Source organism: Janthinobacterium sp. TB1-E2 (genome assembly GCF_036885605.1).
Classification (GTDB): Bacteria; Pseudomonadota; Gammaproteobacteria; order Burkholderiales; family Burkholderiaceae_D; genus Janthinobacterium; species Janthinobacterium aestuarii.
Genome location: NZ_CP142523.1, coordinates 1,000,537 through 1,019,401 on the forward strand (window position 1 = coordinate 1,000,537; position 18,865 = coordinate 1,019,401).

Sequence of the window (18,865 nt, forward strand, 5' to 3'; positions counted from 1 at the left end):
GTTCCCTTGCGCCTTTTTACCGGCGCGTACGCCGTATTTATTGCCTGCTTCGCCGATAAATAATTTTTTATTAATTATTGTGTTTGCGCGCAATTTGAATTTTGCATTCAATAAAATCAATCAAGTTGAATCAAAGTAAATTCTAAAACATAAATGAATTAGCTTTTATTAAATTTTTTGACCAGTGTCACTGTCGCCGGGGCGATATATCATGGGTGCTTGATGTGGTATATTGTTTTTATGATTTTGTTATGCTAGTTGAAAAAAATAGAGGAGCGACGATGCGGGTCAATACGCCTATCACGCAAAATGAATACGTATTAAATGAAGGCATGACGATTGTTTCCACGACGGATTTACAGGGAAACATCAATTACGCCAATCAGTATTTCATTGAAGTCAGCGGTTTTTCAGAAATGGAACTGCTGGGTGCGCCACAGAATATTCTGCGTCATCCCGATATGCCGGCCGAAGCGTTTGCCGACCTGTGGGATACCATCAAGACCGGCATGCCATGGACCGGCATGGTCAAGAACCGCTGCAAGAATGGCGATTTCTACTGGGTCTTCGCCAATATCACGCCCGTCATCGAAAACGGCCGCCCGATCGGTTATATGTCCGTGCGCACCAAGCCCACGCGCGAGCAGATCAACGAAGCGGCAGCCCTGTATAAAAGTTTTAAAGACGGCAATAGCGCCAAGCTGGCGATCCGCAATGGCCGCGTCGTGCGCCAGGGCTTGGCCGCCAAGCTGGCCGAGTGGCGCAAGCTGACCCTGTCGCAAGACCTGGCCCTGCATTGCATCGTCTTTGGCGTGGTGCTGGCCATTCTCGGCTGCGCCGTGTGGAATATCGATGGCGACACGAGCACGGCCACGCGCAGCTGGCTCAGCGGCGCTGCCGCCGCGGCCGTCGCGCTGATGCTGTATTTCTGGGCCCATCTGCACAATTCCCTCGTCGCGCCGCTGGGCGAGGCCATCACGGTGGCGCGCAAGATGGCCGGCGGCGACTTGACGGGCGTCATCGACAAGGTGCGAGACGACGACATGGGCCAATTGATGGCGGCCTTGCGCCAGACGAATATCAACCTGCACAGCATCATCGGCGACGTGCGCGCCAACTTCGAGGATATCCGCGTCACCACGGCCGAGATCGCCACGGGCAATATGGACCTGTCCAGCCGCACGGAATCGCAGGCGTCCAGCCTCGAGCAGACGGCGGCCAGCATGGAAGAGCTGACTTCCACGGTGCAGAACAGCGCCGACCACGTGGACACGGCCAATAAGCTGGCGGCGCAGGCGTCTACCGTCGCGGCCAAGGGCGGCACCATCGTCAGCGAAGTGGTGACCACGATGGACGAAATCAGCACCTCGTCGCGCAAGATTCTCGACATCATTGGTCTCATCGACGGCATCGCCTTCCAGACGAACATCCTCGCCTTGAACGCGGCAGTGGAAGCGGCCCGCGCGGGCGAGCATGGCCGCGGCTTCGCCGTCGTGGCCGGCGAAGTGCGCAGCCTGGCGCAGCGCTCGGCAACAGCGGCGAAAGAAGTGAAAAACCTGATCGACCATTCGATCGCCACCGTGAATGCGGGCAGCGTGCTGACCAGCAATGCGGGCGCCACCATGACGGAGGTGATCGCCTCGGTAGCCCGCGTGACGGAAGTGATGGACGAGATTTCCTCGACCACGCGCGAGCAGAACCAGGGCATCGGGCAAGTCAACCAGGCCGTCATCCACATGGATGGCATCACGCAGCAGAATGCGGCGCTGGTGGAACAGGCGGCCGCAGCCGCCACCAGCCTGGCGCAGCGCACCGACAGCGTGGCCCAGTCGATCGGCATCTTCAAATTGAAGGCCTCGCCCAAGCGCAAGACGGCTGGCGTGGGACGCAGCGTGGGCGCGGGCGTGGCGGCAAGGGCCTTGCTGAAGGCACGCTAATTACCCCAACGGCGAAAGGCCGGGGTCGTACCCGTCGGGTCTGACCCCAGGTTTTGCCTGTGGGGTACTTTTACTGCTTCACCCGATACACCTCTCCACTGCGCACCTTCTTCACCACCCCATCCCCGCCAAACAAAATCACATATTCTCCCTGCGCGCCCGAGGCGGCCGGGTAGGTGTACATCCATACTTCATTGCCGCTGTCGAAACGGATGGACGTGCTTTCTCCCAGCGCGGCGCGCACCTGTTCGCGCGTGCTGCTGCCTGCTTGCACCGTCTGCTCCAGGGTTGCGTAAGGCACGTTCTTGCTTGCCTGCAAGGCGCGCGTGCCGGAGCAGGCGGCCAGCAGCGCCAGCATGGCGATCAGCAGCCATTTCATGGCACCACCTCGTCCATGTAAGTAAATTCCAGCAGGGTGTCGTCGGGCCAGCTGGCATCCCACAAGGGCGCGTAATACGTGCGGTCGAGCAGTACCTGGCAATCGCAATAGGGCAGCGAGGCGGGCGTCTGCTCGCCGCCCGCGTACAGCATCCTGAACGGCAACGCCATGCGGCGCTCGCCATGCACGAGGGTGACGCCGAACAGGGGACGGTCCGTAAAGAACAAATAATTGCCGTCCGGCTCGGAACACACCTTGTCCGTGCTATAGAGCATGCTGGACAGCCAGGCGATGATTTGCGGGTCGTTCGAGATCAGGCCCGAATCCATGCCGGCGCGGCATTCCAGGCGCAGGTCGCCCAGGCGCCGCGTGCCGGGCGGCAAGCCGGGCGTGATCACTTGCGCACGCCAGCTCATGGTGGTCGCCTTGCGGTTGGCGATCAGCACGGCGTCTTCGCGCGCCGCTTGCGCATTGCGCACGGGAGCAAAGCTGTTGTCCTCGGCCAAGGGTAACGGGATGCTGACGGTGTCGCCGGCGATGCGCAGCTGCACGCCCGTCATGTCCACGCCGGGCTGGCGCGGCAGCAGGCGAAAGCGCAGGCTCGCTTGCGGCGCCAGCGCACGGTCGCGCTCGAAACGGTCCACGCCCTGCAGCATCTTGCGGTACGATTTATCGACGGGGTCGCGCGTGGCGTCCACTTTCACCTGCGGCACGGGCGCGGTTTGCGCCAGGGCAACCGGGCCAGGGAGCAGGCAGGCAAGCAGCAGGAGGATAGGGATGCGCATGGCTGGATGCTACGCTTTTTTGCGCATCAGCCACGCACGGGTGGCTGTCTCGGTATTCGCTCAGTACTCGCTATATTTGCGCGCGTCGCCGCGCACCTGCTGCGCCGGGTATTTCTGCGCATTGAGTTCCATCTTTTCCAGCACGGCAGAGTGCAGGTCGACGCCGCTCTTGTCGGCCAGGCGCACCAAATACATCAGCACGTCGGCCAGTTCGTGGCGGATGCCCGTGCGTTTGGCATCGTCCAGCTCGGCGTCCGCGCCCGTGGGCAGCCACTGGTAGTGCTCGGCCAGTTCCGCCACTTCCACGGACAGGGCCATGGCCAGGTTTTTCGGCGTGTGGAACTGGTCCCAGTCGCGCTCGTCGGCAAAGGCGCGCAGGCGCGCGCGGATGTCGAGCAGGCTGTCGGCAGGCGCGTTCATGCCGCCACCTGCAGCGGTTTTTCCATGAAAACACTGAATGGATCGTCGGGATAGTCGCCGTACGGCCCGCGCCGCTGGTAGCCGTGGCGTGCGTACAGGGCGATGGCTTCGGGCTGGTGGATGCCCGTCTCTAACGTCAGCAAGCGGCAGCCGCGCGCCAGCGCCTGCTCTTCCAGCAGGGCCAGCAGGCGCTTGGCCAGGCCCAGGCCGCGGCTGTCCGGGTGCACGTACATGCGCTTGACTTCGCCGAAATCGGGCGTGACGACGATGGCGCCGCAAGCGCGCGCCGCGCCTGCCGCATCGCGGGCGACGGCAAACAGCAGGGTATCGGACGGCACGGACGCCAGGTCCAGCGAGTAGACGCACTCAGCCGGATACAGGGTCTGTTGGTAGGCGTCAAGCTCGGCGATCAGGGTTTGCACGTCGGCTTGCTGCGGCGATTCCAGGCGGATAGTCATGGGAAGGTCGAATGTATGGGACTTCCCCCATGGTATCACTGCGGCCGCGCCAGGCGCATCGTCAGGCCGATGGGCGACATCACGAAACCCATCAGTTCCTGCGCCTCGCCGCCATCGGGCGTGTCGACGCCGGCGATGTCGAAGCTGCCCAGCAGCATGGCCATGGCGATCTTGATTTCCAACAAGGCCAGGTAGCGGCCCGGGCACGTGCGCAAGCCGGCGCCGAAAGGCATGGCGGTGCGCTTGTTGTTCGCCTCGCCGCCTTCCAGCCAGCGTTCGGGCTGGAACGCCTGTGCATCGGGAAAGTGTGCATCGGACACGCTGTCGTGGCGCATCACGCACCACAGCATGCTGCCGGCGGGCACGGCCACGTCGCCCACCACCGTGTCGCGCAGCGCTTCGAGCGGAATGTAGGGCGCCACCGGTTTCAAGCGCATGGCCTCGCTGGCGCAGGCGCCCAGGTAGTCGAGGCTATCCATTTGCGCCACGGTGAACTGCGCCACGTCGGGTGCCAGGCGCCGCACTTCCTCGCGCGCCTTGGCCAGGCTGTGCGGATGGCGCTGCAACAGGTAGATGATCCAGGAAATCGTATTGGCCGTCGTGTCTTCGCCGGCCAGCAGCATGGTCAGCACATTGCCGGCCACGGCGCGGTCGTTCACGCCGCTGCCGGGTTCGTCGGCGGCGGCGATCATGGCTTCGAGCAGGTTGGGCGGGCGCACGCGCCGCGCGGGGTCTTGTTCCATGCGTTCGCGCGCCTGCCGCACCAGTTGCGCCACGGCCACGTCCAGCGCCGCCACGTCGCGGTCCAGGCGCCGGTCGACGGGCAGCTTGACGTAGCGCCAGTACGGCAGCATAGACAGGCTGCGCCGCGCCACGGCTGGCAGGATGGCGTCCAGGTGGCGCTGGATCACGTCCTCGCCCGATTCGAGTGTATTGACTTCCGTGCCGAAGGCCAGGCCGGCGATGATGTCGACCGTGTAGCGCTTCAGGTCGCCATCGAGGGCAATGGACTGGCCTTGCGTGGCGGCATGCTGCCAGCGCCGCTGCAGGCGCTGCGCCACCGTCACCAGCGCGGGAAAATACGCCTTGATGGCGCCTGGCGCCATGCCGGCCATCACCATGCGGCGCTGGTTGCGCCACTCGCTGCCTTCGGCCAGGAAGACGCCGGGATTGCCGCCCATTTCCTCCGAGACGATGTAGCTGCTGAGGGGGCGGCGGAAACCATCGGGGCGGTCGCGCAGCACGGCGGCCACCGCCTCGCTGTCGGCCACCACCAGTACCAGGGTGCGGCCGAACCAGGCACGCATGAAAGGTCCATAGCGGCGTACCCAGCCTTCCACGTCGCGGTGGATGCGCGGCAGCCGCACTTGCATGGCGTTGCCGATGATGGGCAAGGCGAATGGCCCCGGCAACTGGCGGATCTGGCGCAGCGTGGTGGCGGGTGCGGCGGCGTGGTCGAGTGGCGGCATGGAAAGCTCCTGTGGGAACGATGGCTAGACTCTAGCGCGCTTGCGGGCGCGCGTCTTGAACGAATACGACATCGCGCGCGGCCAAAAATTGCCGGTACAATCATCGCCATGCCTGCCGCCCCCACGCCCCTGACCCGCTTGATCGCGCCGCGCACCGCGCTCGCTTCCTGCGTGCGCGCCTTTCTCGTGCGCGACACCACGCATTGCGCGCCGCTGCCGCCCGCGCAGCGCCTGAACCGTTTTCCCGCCACGCCCATGTGCTGCCTGCTATGGACGGTCGCGGGCGACGTCGAGGCGGCCGCGCCCGGCCCCGACCTGCTGCACGTGCGCATGCCGCCCGCCCTGTTCAGCGGGCCGCGCGGCTATCCGCTGGTCAGCTACAACCCTGGCCCCGTGCACTCGTTCATGGTGATGCTGTATCCGGCCGCCCTGCACGCGCTGACGGGCATCGACATGGCGGCCCTGTTCGACCAGGTGCGCCCGCTGGAACCGCTGTTCGACGCCGACTGGCTGGCCTTGTCCGACGCCGTGCTGGCCGCGCCCGACGATGCAGCGCGTATCGCGCTGGTGGAAGCATTCCTCGCGCCGCGCTGGGCGCTGGCGCGCAAGAGCGGCGACCATCCCACCGGCGCCATCCAGGACTGGGTGCGCCGCCTGGGCGTACAGGCGGCCTCGACGGGCCTGGCCAGTGGCGCGCGCAACATCGAACGCCGCATCAAGGCCTGGGCCGGCCAGCCCATGCGCACCCTGCGACGCATGCGCCGCGCGGAACAGTCGTTTCTCGACGCACGCGAGGCCATGCTGCAAGGCAATGCTTCATGGACCGATATCGCCGCCGAGGGCGGCTACGCCGACCAGGCCCACCTGTGCCGCGAAGTGCGCGCCATCACCGGCCTGAGTCCCACCGAACTCGCACGCGCCAGCCGCGAAGATGAAAGTTACTGGATCTACCGAATATGGGCGTAATCCGGCCGGTGGTGATGTCTGATTACGCGGCGCACCGCCGCTAATCCGACCTACCCGTGGGGGCGAGTAGGTCGGATTAGCGTGGCAACGCCACGCGTAATCCGACAACATCGTTGGCGTGGCCGGTGGTCATGCCGGATTACCGCTCGCTGTACACCTTGCCTTTGGACAGGGTGACTTCATGATGCCCCGCGCCGGGTGCCATCATGGGGAAACAATTTTCTGCGCCATGTACGCGCACGTCGAGGAAATACGGGCCGTCGGATGCCAGGCAGGTCGCCAGCGCCGCGTCGAGGTCTTCGCGCCGGCTCACCGTATGCGCCTGCCAGCCGAACGCGCGGGCCAGGGCGACGAAGTCGGGCAGCGCTTCCGTGTAGCTGTGGCTGTAGCGCCCGCCATGGATGAGTTCCTGCCACTGGCGCACCATGCCCATGTAACCATTGTTCGACAGCACCACTTTCACGGGCAGACGGTGCTGCACGGCCGTGGCCAGTTCCTGGATATTCATCAAAATCGACGCGTCGCCGCTCACGCACACGATGCGCTTGCCCGGATGGGCGATCTGCGCGCCGATGGCGGCCGGCAAGCCATAACCCATGGTGCCGGCGCCGCCCGAGGTGAGCCAGCGGCGCGGCTGCTCGAAGCGCAAATGCTGCGCGGCCCACATCTGGTGCTGGCCCACGTCGGTGGACACGATGGCGTCCTGTCCGTCCAGTGCCGCCTGCAGCCGGCGCATCAGCGCCTGCGGCGCGATCACGTCCGGCGTGTCGTCGAACGCCAGCGAATTCTCCGTGCGCCAGCCATCGATACGCTGCCACCACGGCTGGCGGTCCGCCAGCAAGCGGCCGCGCAGCTGCGCCAGCAGGGCGGCCAGCACGGGTGCGCAATCGCCGCGCAGGGCCACGTCGGTGCGCACCACCTTGCCGATCGACGCCGGGTCGATATCGACATGGATGATTTTCGCGCCGGGGCAGAAGGCGTCCAGCCTGCCAGTCACCCGGTCGTCGAAGCGGGCGCCCACGCAGACGATCACATCCGCATGGTGCATGGCCAGGTTCGCTTCCAGGGTGCCGTGCATGCCCAGCATGCCGAGGAAGGCCGGGTGCGAGGCGGGAAAGGCGCCCAGTCCCAGCAGGGTCAGGGTACACGGCGCGGCCGCCAGTTTCACCAGCTGCTGGAAAGCGGCGCAGGCATCGGGGCCGGAATTGATGAGGCCTCCGCCGCCATAGAACACGGGCTGGCGCGCGTTGGCGATCAGGCTGGCGGCCTGCTCGATATCGGCCGCGTCGGGCAAGGGGGCGGGGACGTTGGCGGCGGACGTCAGCGGCGTGTTGTCCGCGACGGGTGCCAATTGCATATCCTTGGGAAAGTCGATCAGCACGGGGCCGGGCCGGCCTTGCGTGGCTTGCACGTACGCTTCGTGCACGACGGCGGCCGTCTCGTCGGCCGTGCGGATTTGCCGGTTCCACTTGGTGACGGGGCGCGAGATGCCCAGCGCGTCGCATTCCTGGAAGGCGTTCGTGCCGATGCTGGTGGTGGCCACCTGGCCGCTGATGCAGATGACGGGAATCGAATCGCACAGGGCGTCGAGCAAGCCCGTGGTGGTGTTGCTCATGCCGGGGCCGGACGTGACGAAGACGACGCCGGGTCGGCCCGTGCTGCGCGCATAACCCTCGGCCGCGTGCACGGCCGCCTGTTCGTGGCGCACCAGCACGTGGCGCAAGCGCGGCTGCGCGTGCAGCGCATCGTACACGGGCAGCACGGCGCCACCGGGATAGCCGAAGACGGTGTCGACGCCCAGGGCCAGCAGGGTGTCGATCAGGGTGCTGGCGCCGTTGCGCGGCGCAAGGTCGTGGGCGGGAGCGAGGAGGGGAGCGGGATCGGGTTTCATGTGTCTATTTTCTGCTTGCACTGGCAGAAAAGGCTGCTGGTTTTCTCGTATAAAATGCCTTGATCAGCAAAATTTGCTGCAAACATGGGAAATTGCAAAATGAAGCTCGATAAATTCGACCTCGCCATCCTGACGGCCCTGCAGCAGGATGCCCGCATCAGCCTGCATGAGCTGAGCGCCAAGGTGGGCCTGACATCGTCGCCGTGCTGGGCGCGCATCAAGCGCATGGAAGACGATGGCGTCATCGAAGGCTATACGGTGAACGTCAACGCGGCCAAGGTGGGGCTGGCCGACACCGTCATCGTGCAAGTGACCCTGGACGACCATTCCGACCAGGCCCTGTTCGAATTCGGCCACGCGCTGGCCATGATCCCGGAAGTGCTCGAAGCGTTTCTCGTCTCGGGCGACTACGACTACTACCTGCGCATTGCCGTGAGCGACACGCGCGACTATGAACGGCTGCTGCGCGAGCGCCTGTATAAAATCCCCGGCATCCGCCACAGCAAATCGAGTTTCGTGCTGCGCCAGCTCAAGCAGAGCTATTTGCCCTTGCAGCGCTAAGTTTCCTTGCACGGCAGGAGTTTTTCCCTAGTTCATCGATGGTGACTGTCCGATACTGGACAGACATAAAAACCATGATAAAACTGGGGACCCGCATGAAACTGACTTTATTGGCCGCTGCCGCCATGGCGCTGTGCCAGGCACAGGCAGCCGAACCTGCTGCCGCCAGCCTGGCCGCGAACCTGGCCGCCTCGGGCGACTTGCCCACCGTCATCATCACGGGCAGCATGCCGCTGCCCACCGTGGAGCAGCCGCGCGATGCCTTGGCTGCGCCCGTGCAGACGGCCAGCGCGCAGCAGATCGCCGCCAGCGGCGCGCTCGATATTTCCGCCTTCCTGCGCCGCAACCTGGGCAGCGTCTACGTGAACGAAGTGCAGAACAACCCGTTCCAGCCCGACGTCAGCTACCGCGGCTACACGGCCTCGCCGCTGCTGGGCACGCCGCAGGGACTGTCCGTGTACCTGGACGGCATGCGCCTGAACCAGCCGTTCGGCGACGTCGTCAGCTGGGACTTGATCCCGCGCCTGGCGATCGCTTCGTTGACCTTGATGCCCGGCTCGAATCCTCTGTTCGGCTTGAATACCCTGGGCGGTGCGCTGGCCTTGCAGACCAAGGATGGCAAGAGTCACCCGGGCACCGCCGTCGAGGCGCGCCTGGGTTCCGATCAACGGCGCGCCGTGGAAGTTGAACATGGCGGCAGCAATGCGCAGGGCTGGCACTGGTACGTGACGGGCAACCGCTTCAAGGAAGTGGGCTGGCGTGACGATTCGCCGTCCGACGTGCGCCAGGTGTTTGGCAAGCTGGGATGGGGCGATGCGCGCACCGATATCGCCGTCACCGTGGCGCACGCGGACAATGCGTTGACGGGCAACGGCTTGCAGGAACAGCGCCTGCTGGCGCGCGACTACCGCAGCGTCTACACCAAGCCAGACTTGACGGAAAACAGGTCGACCTTGCTGAACCTGACGGGCAAGCACCAGGCCAACGCTGCCTTGCTATGGTCCGGCAATGTGTACTACCGCAAGATCGACACGCACACCTTCAATGGCGACCTCAACGACGAGTCGCTCGACCAGTCCGTCTACCAGCCCGGTGCGGCCGAGCGCGCTGCCCTGGCGGCGGCCGGCTACACGGGCTTTCCCGCCAGCGGGGCGAATGCGTCCAATACGCCGCTTCCGAAGTGGCGCTGCATAGCCAACGTGCTGCTGAATGACGAGCCGGCCGAAAAATGCAATGGCATGATCAACCGCAGCCATACCGAGCAGGAAAACTATGGTTTTTCCGGCCAGTTCACCGCGCTGGCCGATGTGGCGCGCGCGCGCCACACCGTCACGGCTGGCGCCGCCTTCGATGCCAGCCACGCCACCTTCCGCCAGACGAGCCAGTTCGGCTATCTGAACCCGGACCGCGGCATCACGCCCGTCGACTTCTTTGCCGACGGTACGCAAATCGACGACGATGGCACGCCTGTCGATAACCGTGTCGACTTGAGCGGACGCATGCGCACGTGGAGCGTGTATGCGAGCGACAGCATCGCGTTCAAGCAAGACTTGACCCTGACCATCTCCGGCCGCTACAACCGCAGCACGGTGCGCAACCGCGACGCCATCACGCCCGGCGGCGGCAGCGGTTCGCTCGACGGCGACCACCGTTTCAGCCGCTTCAATCCCGCCATCGGCCTGGCCTATGCGCCGGCCTCGGGCGTGAGCGCCTACCTCGGCTACAACGAAGGCAGCCGCACGCCGACGGCCATCGAGCTCGGTTGCGCCGACCCGGACAATCCCTGCCGCCTGCCCAACGCCATGGCTGGCGACCCGCCCTTGAAACAGGTAGTGACGAAGACGTGGGAAGCGGGCGTGCGCGGTCAATGGGGCGAGGTGGCGCGCTGGAGCGCGGGCATGTTCCGTGCGGAAAACCACGACGATATCCTGTTTGTGGCCGACAACCAGGCCGGTTTCGGCTACTTCAAGAATTTCGGCAAGACGCGCCACCAGGGCGTGGAGCTGGCGCTCGACGGCAAGGCGGGCGCGCTGGACTTCGGTGTCAACTACACGTGGCTGCAGGCGACGTACCAAAGCCGGGAAACCGTCAACGGCAGCGCCAACAGCAGCAGCGACGCCGAGGCGCCCGGCCTGGAAGGCAATATCGTCATCACGCCGGGCAAGCGCATTCCCCTCACGCCCAGCCATATCCTGAAGGCGCACGTGGAGGTTCAGGGCGGACGCGACTGGACGGTGGGCCTGGCCATGACGGCCGTGTCGAGTTCCTATGCGCGTGGCAATGAAAACAATGCGCACCAGGCGGGCGGGCCAGCGTACCTGGGCGCGGGCAAGAGCGGCGGCTACGCCGTGGTCGAGCTGAACGGCAAATACCAGCTGACACGGCAACTGAGCGTATTCGCCCAGGTCAATAATCTGTTCGACCGACACTATGCGACGGCGGCCCAGCTGGGCGCGACGGGATTCGATGCCAACGGCAATTTTAGTGCCCGGCCGCTGCCGGCCGTGAACGGCGAGTATCCGATGGTCAACGCGACCTTCTATGCGGCAGGCGCGCCGCGCAGCGTGAATGTGGGCTTGCGCTACGTGTTTTAAGGGTGGATCTGTTCAATGACCCCGTTGCGCAGGGCAAGATGGACGAGGGCGGCGGGGCCGGGCACGTCGAGCTTTTCTTTGATGCAGGTCTGGTGGTTGGCCACCGTCTTGCTGCTCAGGTGCAGCAGGCGGGCGCAGTCGGCGGCGCTGCGGCCTTCGGCCAGCAGGCGGAAGATTTCGAATTCGCGCTGGCTCAGGCTGCTCAAGCGCTGCGCTTCCATGCGGGCAGTGTCTTGCAGCACGCCCGGTGCGCTGTGCGGATCGAGGTAGCGCCGGCCCGCATGGGCGGCACGCACGGCGTCGACCAGGTGTTCCGGGTCGGCCTGCTTGCTGACGAAGCCGCAGGCGCCGCCCTCAAACGCGCGGGCGATCAGCTGCGGCGTGTCGTGCATGCTGAACACGAGCACGCGGGCGCCGGCGTCGCGGGCGATCAGCTTGCGCAGCAATTCCAGGCCGCCGATGCCGGGCATGGACAAATCCGTCACGCAGACGTCGGGCGCGTGTTCCTGGTACAAGCCATACGCCGTTTCGCCATTGCCCGCCTCGGCCACGACGGCGATGTCGCCGCCCTGTTCCAGCAGGCGCCGGTAACCGGTGCGCACCACCGGATGGTCGTCGACCAGCATCACGCGGATCGGGGTCATGGCCGCGTTCATGCCGCACCAGCCGCCAGCGGCATCGCCACTTCGATGCGCAAGCCGTTACCCAGCGCGCTGATCCAGCGGATATGGCCGCGCAGGCCAGCCACTCTTTCGCGCATGCCCAGCATGCCGAAGCCATCTGCCGGCGTTTTGTCTGGATGCAAACCCAGGCCATTGTCTTCGATGGCCAGGTGCAGCAAGCCGTGCGCATCGGCGCGCAATTCCACCGTGGCCCGGTCGGCGCCCGCGTGGCGCGCCACGTTCGTCAAGCCTTCCTGCACCAGGCGGTAGATGGCGGTGGCGGTGCAGTCGTCGAGGTTGGCGGGAATGGCATGCAGTGCGAAATGGCAGGCGATGCCGTGCTGCTGGGACCAGCTGTCGCACAGCGCCTGCAGGGCCGGCGCCAATCCCAGGCTGTCGAGCACGGGCGGGCGCAGCCGGCGCAGCATGGTGCGCACCATCGCATGCAGCGCTTCCGACGAGCGCGCGATGCTGGCGGCGCACGCCTGCACGTTCGCCTGGTCGCCATCGCGCGCGCGCAGGATGTAGCTGGCGGCCGCGCGGATGGCTGTGCAGTCTTGTCCCACTTCATCGTGCAGCTCGCGCGCCAGCGCGCAGCGCTCTTCTTCCTGCGCGCGCAGCAGGCGCTGCGTGAGGGTGCGGTTTTGCGCCAGCAGCAGCGCCACCTGGCGTCCGCGCCGCACGGCAAAGCCGGCCAGGGCAAGCGTCAGCAACAGCAGGCTCAGGGCCAGTTCATCAAGTTGCCAGTGCTCGTGGCGCCACAGCGCGTAGGTCAGCCGTTCGGCCAGGTCCAGCCTGGCGGCCAGCAGGAAAAAAGCCAGCGCCAGCGCGCAGCACACGAGGAGGCGCCGGGCCGGCCGCGTGCCTGCGCTGCCGTTGCCGGCAAATTGATGGTGTTCCATGGTGCTGCTCCCTGAGCGCGGTCGATTCCCTTGTTGTGCAAGCTTCATGCCATCGCGCAGGGGCTGTGGCCGGGCGCTTCGCGGCGAGAGACAAGTGTTCCAGGATGGAACAGGTGTACCGCGATGTGACGGGGATGACGGCGCGGCAGGCGCGGTTTTCGAGCTTATCCGAAGTCGCGCCGGCGCGCTGGCGCGCACGTCTGCGGTGCGAGGCATTGTTGTTCCGATGTAACGTTGAGATTGCTCAAGCTTTCATAGATAAAACAAAACAAAGTATCGCAGAGTTAGATAAAAAATAAATAAATGATATTAAAAATATGATATTTGTTTTGTGTGGTTTGCTATATTTGTTGACACTTTTGTGAAAAAGCTGAAAGCGGGCGCGAGACCTGCCGACCTATCTATCCACAACAACCAAGGGAATAGAATGAATCGTCCATCACATGCGCGGGTATCGCCCGCAACCGCCGATCGGCCCGCTACCCGCGGCCGCGCCACCATCCTGGCCGCGCTGGCCACCTTGTCCGTGCTGGCCTCGGCGCCGGCCATGGCCGGTGTCCTGACCTTCGATAATTTGCCCCCCGACGTGTATGAAAGCGGCCAGACGCTCAATACGTCGAGCTACAACCTGCTGTTCCTGGCCGACCCGACCACGGCGGCCGGCGGCGGTGTCAGCGGCGTGGGCGCCATCCTCGATGGCCGCGTGGGCTCGTCGTGCGATATCGCCGCCTGCCCGCAGGGCGCCACCGGCAACTACCTGGCTATCCTCAACGATGGCGGCGTGAATTTCGCGCGTGCCGACCACCAGGCGTTCAGCCTGGCCGGTTTCGACTACTCCTTCATCGCGCCCGTTTCCGGCTTGCCCAACATGCAGTGGGGCCAGCTGCAACTGAGCGGTACCCTCAGCAACGGCCAGGTGGTCAGCACCTCGCTGGCGTTTCCGGGCCAGGGCAGCGATGGCAATTACCATTTCCAGAGCGCATCCCTGCTGGGCGGCTTCAGCAACTATTCCTTCACGGGCCTGACCTTCAACGCGTGTATCTTCAACGATACGGGCGCGTGCACCAACTCCATCGATTTCCCCGCCTTTAACCAGGGCCAGTTTGCGCTCGACAATATCAACATCAGCGCCGTGCCGGAACCGTCGACCTACATGCTGCTGCTGGCCGGCCTGGGCGCCATCGGCATGCTGTCGCGCCGCCGCAGCGGCAAGTTCGCAGCGTTCACCGTGCAAGGAGCATGAGATGAAACTACGTCCCGTCTCTCTCGGCATCCTGCTGCTGGCCGCCAGCCTGGCGCAAGCGGCGCAGGCGCAGGAACGCCGCTCCTACATCGTGCAGCTGGTCGACAAGCCGGCCGCCACCTACACGGGCCAGGTCGACGGCCTGGCCGCCACCAAGCCGGCCCCGGGTGCGCGCATCAACGTGGGCGCCGCCGATGTGCAGGCCTACCTGAGCTACCTCGACAGCAAGCAGGCCGCCGTGGCCGGCACCGTCAGCGCGGCGGAAATCACGCACCAGTACAGCGTCGTCTTCAACGGCTTTTCCGCCTTGCTGACGGACGATGAAGTGCGGGCCCTGAAGAAAAACAGCGGCGTAGCCAGCATCAGCGCCGACTCCATCCTGCAGCTCGACACCAGCTACACGCCCACCTTCCTGGGCCTGGACAAGCCGGGCGGCCTGTGGGAACAACTGGGCGGCAAGACGCACGCGGGCGAAGACATCATCATCGGCATCGTCGACAGCGGCATCTGGCCCGAGAACACGGCCTTTGCCGACCGCCTCGACGAGAACGGCGTGCCCAGCCACAGCGGCAGCAACGTCGTGTATGGCGCGCCGCCGGCCAGCTGGCAGGGCACTTGCCAGACGGGCGAAGGTTTCAGCGCCGAGAATTGCAACAACAAACTGATCGGCGCACGCTACTACCGCGCCTCCACGGCGGCGCTGCACTGGACGGAATTCCGTTCGCCGCGCGATTCCGTCGCCGGCCTGACGGGGCATGGCGGCCATGGCACGCACACGGCGTCCACGGCCGGCGGCAACAATGGCGCCTTGGCCACCTCGAACGGCGTGTCGCTGGGCAAGGCCTCGGGCATGGCGCCGCGCGCGCGAATCGCCGCCTATAAAGTCTGCTGGACGGCCGCATCGACGGGCCGCAACGGTTGCGCCACGGCCGACAGCGTGGCCGCCATCGACCAGGCCGTCAAGGATGGCGTCAACGTCATCAACTTCTCCATCGGCCCGAACGCGGGCGGCGGCGCCTTCGACGAGCCGACGGAAGTCGCCTTCCTCGGTGCGGCGGCGGCCGGCGTGTTTGTCGCCACGTCGGGCGGCAATTCCGGTCCATCCACGCCGGCGCCCGACGTGCCGGCGCCCGTCTCGCACATCAGCCCGTGGCTGGCGACGGTCGCCAATTCCACGCACAACCGCCTGTACGCGGGCAATGTCATCCTCAGCAACGGCACCAGGCTGGAAGGCGCATCGAGCAATGCGAAGACGCCGGCCCTGCCGCTGATCCGCTCGCGCGACGCGGGCCTGGCCGGCGTGCTGCCGACGGACCTCAATTTGCTGCGCTGCTTCGGCGAAGCCGATGCCACGTCCGCTTATCTGGACCCGGCGAAAGTGGCGGGCAAGATACTCGTGTGCGACCGTGGCGGCAACGTGCTGGTCAACAAGAGCGCGAATGCCAGGACGGCGGGCGCGGCGGGCGTGGTCATCGCCAACGTGGCCGGCGGCGCCAACACCATCATCAACCAGGCGCACACGCTGTCGACCGTGCACCTGGCGCAGGCGCAGGGCGACGCGCTGAAGGCTTTCATGGCGTCCAATCCGGACGGCACGGCGGCATTGGGTGAAATCCATACGATCGCCGACACGACGGTGCAGGCGCCGATCGTCAGCGACCGTTCTTCGCGCGGACCGAACGTGGCCAACGCGAACATCCTGAAACCGGACATGTCGGCGCCCGGCACCAACATCCTCGCCGGCGTGACGGCCGACCTGACGCCGGCGCAGCGCGATGCCGTGGCCGCTGGCGGCGCGGCGCCCGTGGCGGAATGGGATTTCTATTCCGGCACTTCGATGGCCAGCCCGCACGTGGCCGGCGTGGCGGCGCTGCTCAAGCAGCAGCATCCGGGCTGGTCGCCCGCGGCCATCAAGTCGGCGCTGATGACGACGGCCTTCAGCACGTATCCCGATGGCTTGAACGGTTCCGTGTCGTGGGATGCGACGGCGAAGAACTCGGGCCAGCTGCCATGGGGCCAGGGCGCCGGCCACATCGCACCGAACAGCGCGGCCGATCCCGGCCTCGTGTACGACGTGTCGGAAATCGACTATGCGCGCTTCCTGTGCGGCCTGAACCTGAAGGTCTACAGTCCCGCCACCTGCCAGGCCGTCGGCACCATTCCTGCCTACAACCTGAACCTGGCGTCGCTGACGGCGGCCAACGTGCTGGGCACGCAGGTGCTGACGCGCACGGTGACCAACGTGGGCGCCAGCAGTGCCGTCTACAACGTCTCTGCCAGCCTGCCCGGCTACACGGTGGCGGTGACGCCAACGAGCCTGAGCCTGGCGCCGGGCGCCAAGGGCCAATACCAGGTCAAGTTGACGCGCACCACGGCGCCGGCCAATACCTGGACCTACGGCGCCCTGAGCTGGACGGATGGCACGCACACGGTGCGCAGCCCGCTGACGGCGCGCGGCACGTCGCTGGCCGCCATTCCGCTGGTCAGCAGCGAAGCGGCCACGGGCAGCAAGGTGCTGACCCTGGGCACGGGCTTCACGGGTGCGCTGGTCGGCGTCAAGTCGGGTCTCGTCGAAGCCGTGCGCCAGACGCGCACGATTGGCCAGGCCAACAACAGCACGGCTTCGGCCAGCTGCAAGGCGGGAGGTGCCACGGGTGTGAACGTGCACAACGTGGTGATCCCGGCCGGCACCCTGGCGGCGCGCTTTGCCACCTACGATACGGAAACGACGGGCGGTGCGAATACCGACATGGACATGGAGGTCTACAACGCCGCCAATGTGCTGGTCGGCAGCAGCGGCAATGAAAGTTCCAATGAGCAGGTGGAACTGCGCCTGCCCGCCGCCGGCACCTACAAGGTGTGCGTGATCGGTTTTGCGCCGCAAAACGGCCAGGCCGACTACACCTTGTCGTCGTGGGTGCTGGCGCCGGGCTTGAACAACGGCAGCTTCAAGGCGCTGATGCCGGGCACGGCCTTCATGGGCGGCACCGCGTCTGTCTCGCTGAGCTGGTCCAACCTGGCCGAAGGCAAGCGCCACCTGGGCGCCGTCGGCTACCAGGTCGCTGGCGTGGTGCAGGGCGTGACGGTGGTCGAGGTCAATACCAATGATCCCGTGCCGCTGTTCCAGAACGCGCGCGGCGCCAAGCCGGTGCTGGCCGAGTAAACCGTTTCAGATGTCAGCGCAAGGCGTGCCTCCGGGCACGCCTTTTTTTTAACGCAGACCCCCGTTCGGGAGGAATAGCACTTGCATGGCGGTAACGCCCCCGGTATCTTGTCGGATAGCCATGGCTTTGTGGCCTGGCATTCTTGGGGAGTCGCGCGTGACCAGTTTCCGCACCAATACCGACCGCCTGCTGGAAGTGCGCCTGCAGGATGAAAAAGTGCTGGCGATTGCCGGCGCGATGGTCGCCTATACGGGCGCCATCAAATTTGAAAAGTCCCTGCTTGGCGGCGAGGGCCTCTTTGGCGCGCTCAAGCGCAAGGTGACGAACGAAGGCATGCAGGTGATGCAGGCTTCAGGCACCGGCACGGTGTTTTTCGCGCAGAATGCGGCCGAGATCACCGTCATGGCGCTGGCCGGCGAAAAGCTGACCATCGAAAGCAGCAGCCTGCTGGCCTACGACACGAGCCTGAAGACGGGCACCAGCTTTGCGGGCTTGCGCGGCGCCAGCTCGGGCCAGGGCCTGTTTTCCACCACCGTCGAAGGCAACGGCAACCTGGCCGTCATTTCGCGCGGCAACCTGATCATGCTGGAAGTGACGCCCGCGCATCCGCTGCGCGTGGACCCGGACGCCTTCGTCGGCTTCAAGGGCGACATCCGCCAGGAATTCGTTTTCGACGTCAACTGGCGCACGATGATCGGCCAGAGCTCGGGCGAATCGTACCAGCACAAATTCACAGGCCAGGGCGTGGTGTTCATCCAGCCCGCCGAACGTTAAGTTAGCGAGGACCCGCGATGCCTGTCTATCAGCAGATCAATGAAAAGATGCTTGAGGTCAAACTCGGCAATGAAGAAGTGTTCGCGCGCAAGGGCGCCATGGTGTCCTACCAGGGCGACGTGGCGTTCAGCCGCTCCTTCCTGGCCGGCCAGGGCGTGCAAAGCCTGGCCATGCGCGCCGTCACGAACGAAGGCTACGCCATGATGTCGGCGCGTGGCACGGGCAGCGTGTTTTACGCCCAGGGCGGCCTGTTCGTCACCATCGTCCCCGTGCGCGGCGAAACGTTTTACGTGGAAAGCGATTCCCTGCTGGCCTTCGATGCGCGTTTGACGGCCGGCACCATGTTCCTCGGCAACCAGGGCGGCGTGCAGGGTGTGGTGCGCGGCATGGCCTCGGGCCAGGGCTTGTTTACCACCACCTTGCAAGGCACGGGCGACGTGGCGATTTTGTCGGACGGTAACGCCATCGGCTTGCCCGTCACGCCGGACGTGCCCGTGTTTGTCGACCCGCAAGCGTATATCGGCCACACGGGGCAGCTGAGCTCGACCATCGTCACGGACCTGAACTGGAAAACCTTCGTCGGCCAGGCGTCGGGCGAATCGTACCAGGTGAAGTTCACGGGCCAGGGCACGGTCTACATCCAAGCGAGCGAAAGGTAAG

16 protein-coding genes are annotated in these 18,865 nt (G+C 65.3%); 8 read left to right on the plus strand and 8 right to left on the minus strand.

Annotated elements, in window-relative coordinates; translation table 11 throughout:
* Positions 1 to 281: 281 nt before the first annotated feature.
* Complete coding sequence (locus OPV09_RS04490; protein WP_072457118.1) at positions 282 to 1,937, plus strand: methyl-accepting chemotaxis protein; 1,656 nt, start codon at positions 282 to 284, stop codon at positions 1,935 to 1,937.
* 70 nt (positions 1,938 to 2,007) lie between these two features.
* On the opposite strand, the gene bamE is transcribed toward OPV09_RS04490, so the two are convergent.
* The 5 genes from bamE to OPV09_RS04515 are packed head-to-tail and all read right to left on the minus strand — an operon-like array spanning position 2,008 to position 5,448.
* A complete protein-coding gene (gene bamE, locus OPV09_RS04495) occupies positions 2,008 to 2,316 on the minus strand; it encodes an outer membrane protein assembly factor BamE domain-containing protein (protein ID WP_338680675.1) in 309 nt (102 codons plus the stop codon).
* Positions 2,313 to 3,101: a hypothetical protein gene (locus OPV09_RS04500; RefSeq protein ID WP_338680676.1), complete on the minus strand. Its 789-nt coding sequence runs from the start codon at positions 3,099 to 3,101 to the stop codon at positions 2,313 to 2,315. The genes bamE and OPV09_RS04500 overlap by 4 nt, the downstream gene beginning before the upstream one ends.
* Positions 3,102 to 3,161: 60 nt before the next feature.
* Positions 3,162 to 3,521 carry a nucleotide pyrophosphohydrolase gene (locus tag OPV09_RS04505; RefSeq protein WP_338680677.1) on the minus strand — a complete coding sequence of 120 codons (360 nt, stop codon included), beginning with the start codon at positions 3,519 to 3,521 and terminating at the stop codon, positions 3,162 to 3,164.
* Positions 3,518 to 3,979 carry a GNAT family N-acetyltransferase gene (locus OPV09_RS04510; protein WP_046682200.1) on the minus strand — a complete coding sequence of 154 codons (462 nt, stop codon included), beginning with the start codon at positions 3,977 to 3,979 and terminating at the stop codon, positions 3,518 to 3,520. Before OPV09_RS04510 ends, OPV09_RS04505 begins: the two co-directional genes overlap by 4 nt.
* Positions 3,980 to 4,014: 35 nt before the next feature.
* Positions 4,015 to 5,448, minus strand: a complete 1,434-nt coding sequence (locus OPV09_RS04515) for a cytochrome P450 (RefSeq protein ID WP_338680679.1) — start codon at positions 5,446 to 5,448, stop codon at positions 4,015 to 4,017.
* A 108-nt stretch (positions 5,449 to 5,556) separates the two neighbouring features.
* On the opposite strand from OPV09_RS04515, the gene OPV09_RS04520 reads away from it, so the two are divergent.
* The gene (locus tag OPV09_RS04520) at positions 5,557 to 6,414 is read left to right on the plus strand and encodes an AraC family transcriptional regulator (protein WP_338680680.1); all 858 of its coding nucleotides are present in this window, start codon (positions 5,557 to 5,559) and stop codon (positions 6,412 to 6,414) included.
* A 139-nt stretch (positions 6,415 to 6,553) separates the two neighbouring features.
* Here the strand turns inward: OPV09_RS04520 and ilvB are convergent, their stop codons facing one another.
* Complete coding sequence (gene ilvB / locus OPV09_RS04525) at positions 6,554 to 8,305, minus strand: biosynthetic-type acetolactate synthase large subunit (RefSeq protein ID WP_338680681.1); 1,752 nt, start codon at positions 8,303 to 8,305, stop codon at positions 6,554 to 6,556.
* Positions 8,306 to 8,404: 99 nt separating this feature from the next.
* Here ilvB and OPV09_RS04530 point away from each other — a divergent pair, with 99 nt between their 5' ends.
* A complete protein-coding gene (locus tag OPV09_RS04530) occupies positions 8,405 to 8,866 on the plus strand; it encodes an Lrp/AsnC family transcriptional regulator (protein WP_034784295.1) in 462 nt (153 codons plus the stop codon).
* 95 nt (positions 8,867 to 8,961) lie between these two features.
* Positions 8,962 to 11,460 (plus strand): TonB-dependent receptor, encoded by a 2,499-nt coding sequence (locus tag OPV09_RS04535; RefSeq protein WP_338680682.1) that lies wholly within the window; start codon positions 8,962 to 8,964, stop codon positions 11,458 to 11,460.
* Here the strand turns inward: OPV09_RS04535 and OPV09_RS04540 are convergent.
* Both OPV09_RS04540 and OPV09_RS04545 read right to left on the minus strand, forming a co-directional pair.
* Positions 11,457 to 12,104, minus strand: coding sequence for a response regulator transcription factor (locus tag OPV09_RS04540; protein ID WP_338680684.1), 648 nt, complete (start codon positions 12,102 to 12,104; stop codon positions 11,457 to 11,459). The two genes, OPV09_RS04535 and OPV09_RS04540, sit on opposite strands and share 4 nt — an antisense overlap.
* Positions 12,105 to 12,112: 8 nt before the next feature.
* Positions 12,113 to 13,024, minus strand: coding sequence for a histidine kinase (locus tag OPV09_RS04545; RefSeq protein ID WP_338680685.1), 912 nt, complete (start codon positions 13,022 to 13,024; stop codon positions 12,113 to 12,115).
* A 427-nt stretch (positions 13,025 to 13,451) separates the two neighbouring features.
* On the opposite strand from OPV09_RS04545, the gene OPV09_RS04550 reads away from it, so the two are divergent.
* The 4 genes from OPV09_RS04550 to OPV09_RS04565 all read left to right on the plus strand — a co-directional run bounded on the left by OPV09_RS04550 (position 13,452) and on the right by OPV09_RS04565 (position 18,864).
* Positions 13,452 to 14,267 (plus strand): NF038120 family PEP-CTERM protein, encoded by an 816-nt coding sequence (locus OPV09_RS04550; protein ID WP_070305478.1) that lies wholly within the window; start codon positions 13,452 to 13,454, stop codon positions 14,265 to 14,267.
* Position 14,268: 1 nt separating this feature from the next.
* Entirely contained in the window at positions 14,269 to 17,430 is a 3,162-nt protein-coding gene (locus OPV09_RS04555; RefSeq protein WP_338680686.1) for a S8 family serine peptidase, read from the plus strand.
* Between the two features lie 121 nt (positions 17,431 to 17,551).
* Positions 17,552 to 18,205: an AIM24 family protein gene (locus OPV09_RS04560; RefSeq protein WP_257620518.1), complete on the plus strand. Its 654-nt coding sequence runs from the start codon at positions 17,552 to 17,554 to the stop codon at positions 18,203 to 18,205.
* 17 nt (positions 18,206 to 18,222) lie between these two features.
* Positions 18,223 to 18,864, plus strand: coding sequence for an AIM24 family protein (locus OPV09_RS04565; protein WP_034753503.1), 642 nt, complete (start codon positions 18,223 to 18,225; stop codon positions 18,862 to 18,864).
* Position 18,865 lies beyond the last annotated feature (1 nt).

What these genes read in the sequence shown, in the direction of transcription:
- OPV09_RS04490 (WP_072457118.1), top strand. Translation starts at nt 282, where the DNA reads ATGCGGGTCAATACGCCTATCACGCAAAATGAATACGTATTAAATGAA.
- bamE (WP_338680675.1), bottom strand. Translation starts at nt 2,316, where the DNA reads ATGAAATGGCTGCTGATCGCCATGCTGGCGCTGCTGGCCGCCTGCTCC.
- OPV09_RS04500 (WP_338680676.1), bottom strand. Translation starts at nt 3,101, where the DNA reads ATGCGCATCCCTATCCTCCTGCTGCTTGCCTGCCTGCTCCCTGGCCCG.
- OPV09_RS04505 (WP_338680677.1), bottom strand. Translation starts at nt 3,521, where the DNA reads ATGAACGCGCCTGCCGACAGCCTGCTCGACATCCGCGCGCGCCTGCGC.
- OPV09_RS04510 (WP_046682200.1), bottom strand. Translation starts at nt 3,979, where the DNA reads ATGACTATCCGCCTGGAATCGCCGCAGCAAGCCGACGTGCAAACCCTG.
- OPV09_RS04515 (WP_338680679.1), bottom strand. Translation starts at nt 5,448, where the DNA reads ATGCCGCCACTCGACCACGCCGCCGCACCCGCCACCACGCTGCGCCAG.
- OPV09_RS04520 (WP_338680680.1), top strand. Translation starts at nt 5,557, where the DNA reads ATGCCTGCCGCCCCCACGCCCCTGACCCGCTTGATCGCGCCGCGCACC.
- ilvB (WP_338680681.1), bottom strand. Translation starts at nt 8,305, where the DNA reads ATGAAACCCGATCCCGCTCCCCTCCTCGCTCCCGCCCACGACCTTGCG.
- OPV09_RS04530 (WP_034784295.1), top strand. Translation starts at nt 8,405, where the DNA reads ATGAAGCTCGATAAATTCGACCTCGCCATCCTGACGGCCCTGCAGCAG.
- OPV09_RS04535 (WP_338680682.1), top strand. Translation starts at nt 8,962, where the DNA reads ATGAAACTGACTTTATTGGCCGCTGCCGCCATGGCGCTGTGCCAGGCA.
- OPV09_RS04540 (WP_338680684.1), bottom strand. Translation starts at nt 12,104, where the DNA reads ATGACCCCGATCCGCGTGATGCTGGTCGACGACCATCCGGTGGTGCGC.
- OPV09_RS04545 (WP_338680685.1), bottom strand. Translation starts at nt 13,024, where the DNA reads ATGGAACACCATCAATTTGCCGGCAACGGCAGCGCAGGCACGCGGCCG.
- OPV09_RS04550 (WP_070305478.1), top strand. Translation starts at nt 13,452, where the DNA reads ATGAATCGTCCATCACATGCGCGGGTATCGCCCGCAACCGCCGATCGG.
- OPV09_RS04555 (WP_338680686.1), top strand. Translation starts at nt 14,269, where the DNA reads ATGAAACTACGTCCCGTCTCTCTCGGCATCCTGCTGCTGGCCGCCAGC.
- OPV09_RS04560 (WP_257620518.1), top strand. Translation starts at nt 17,552, where the DNA reads ATGGCTTTGTGGCCTGGCATTCTTGGGGAGTCGCGCGTGACCAGTTTC.
- OPV09_RS04565 (WP_034753503.1), top strand. Translation starts at nt 18,223, where the DNA reads ATGCCTGTCTATCAGCAGATCAATGAAAAGATGCTTGAGGTCAAACTC.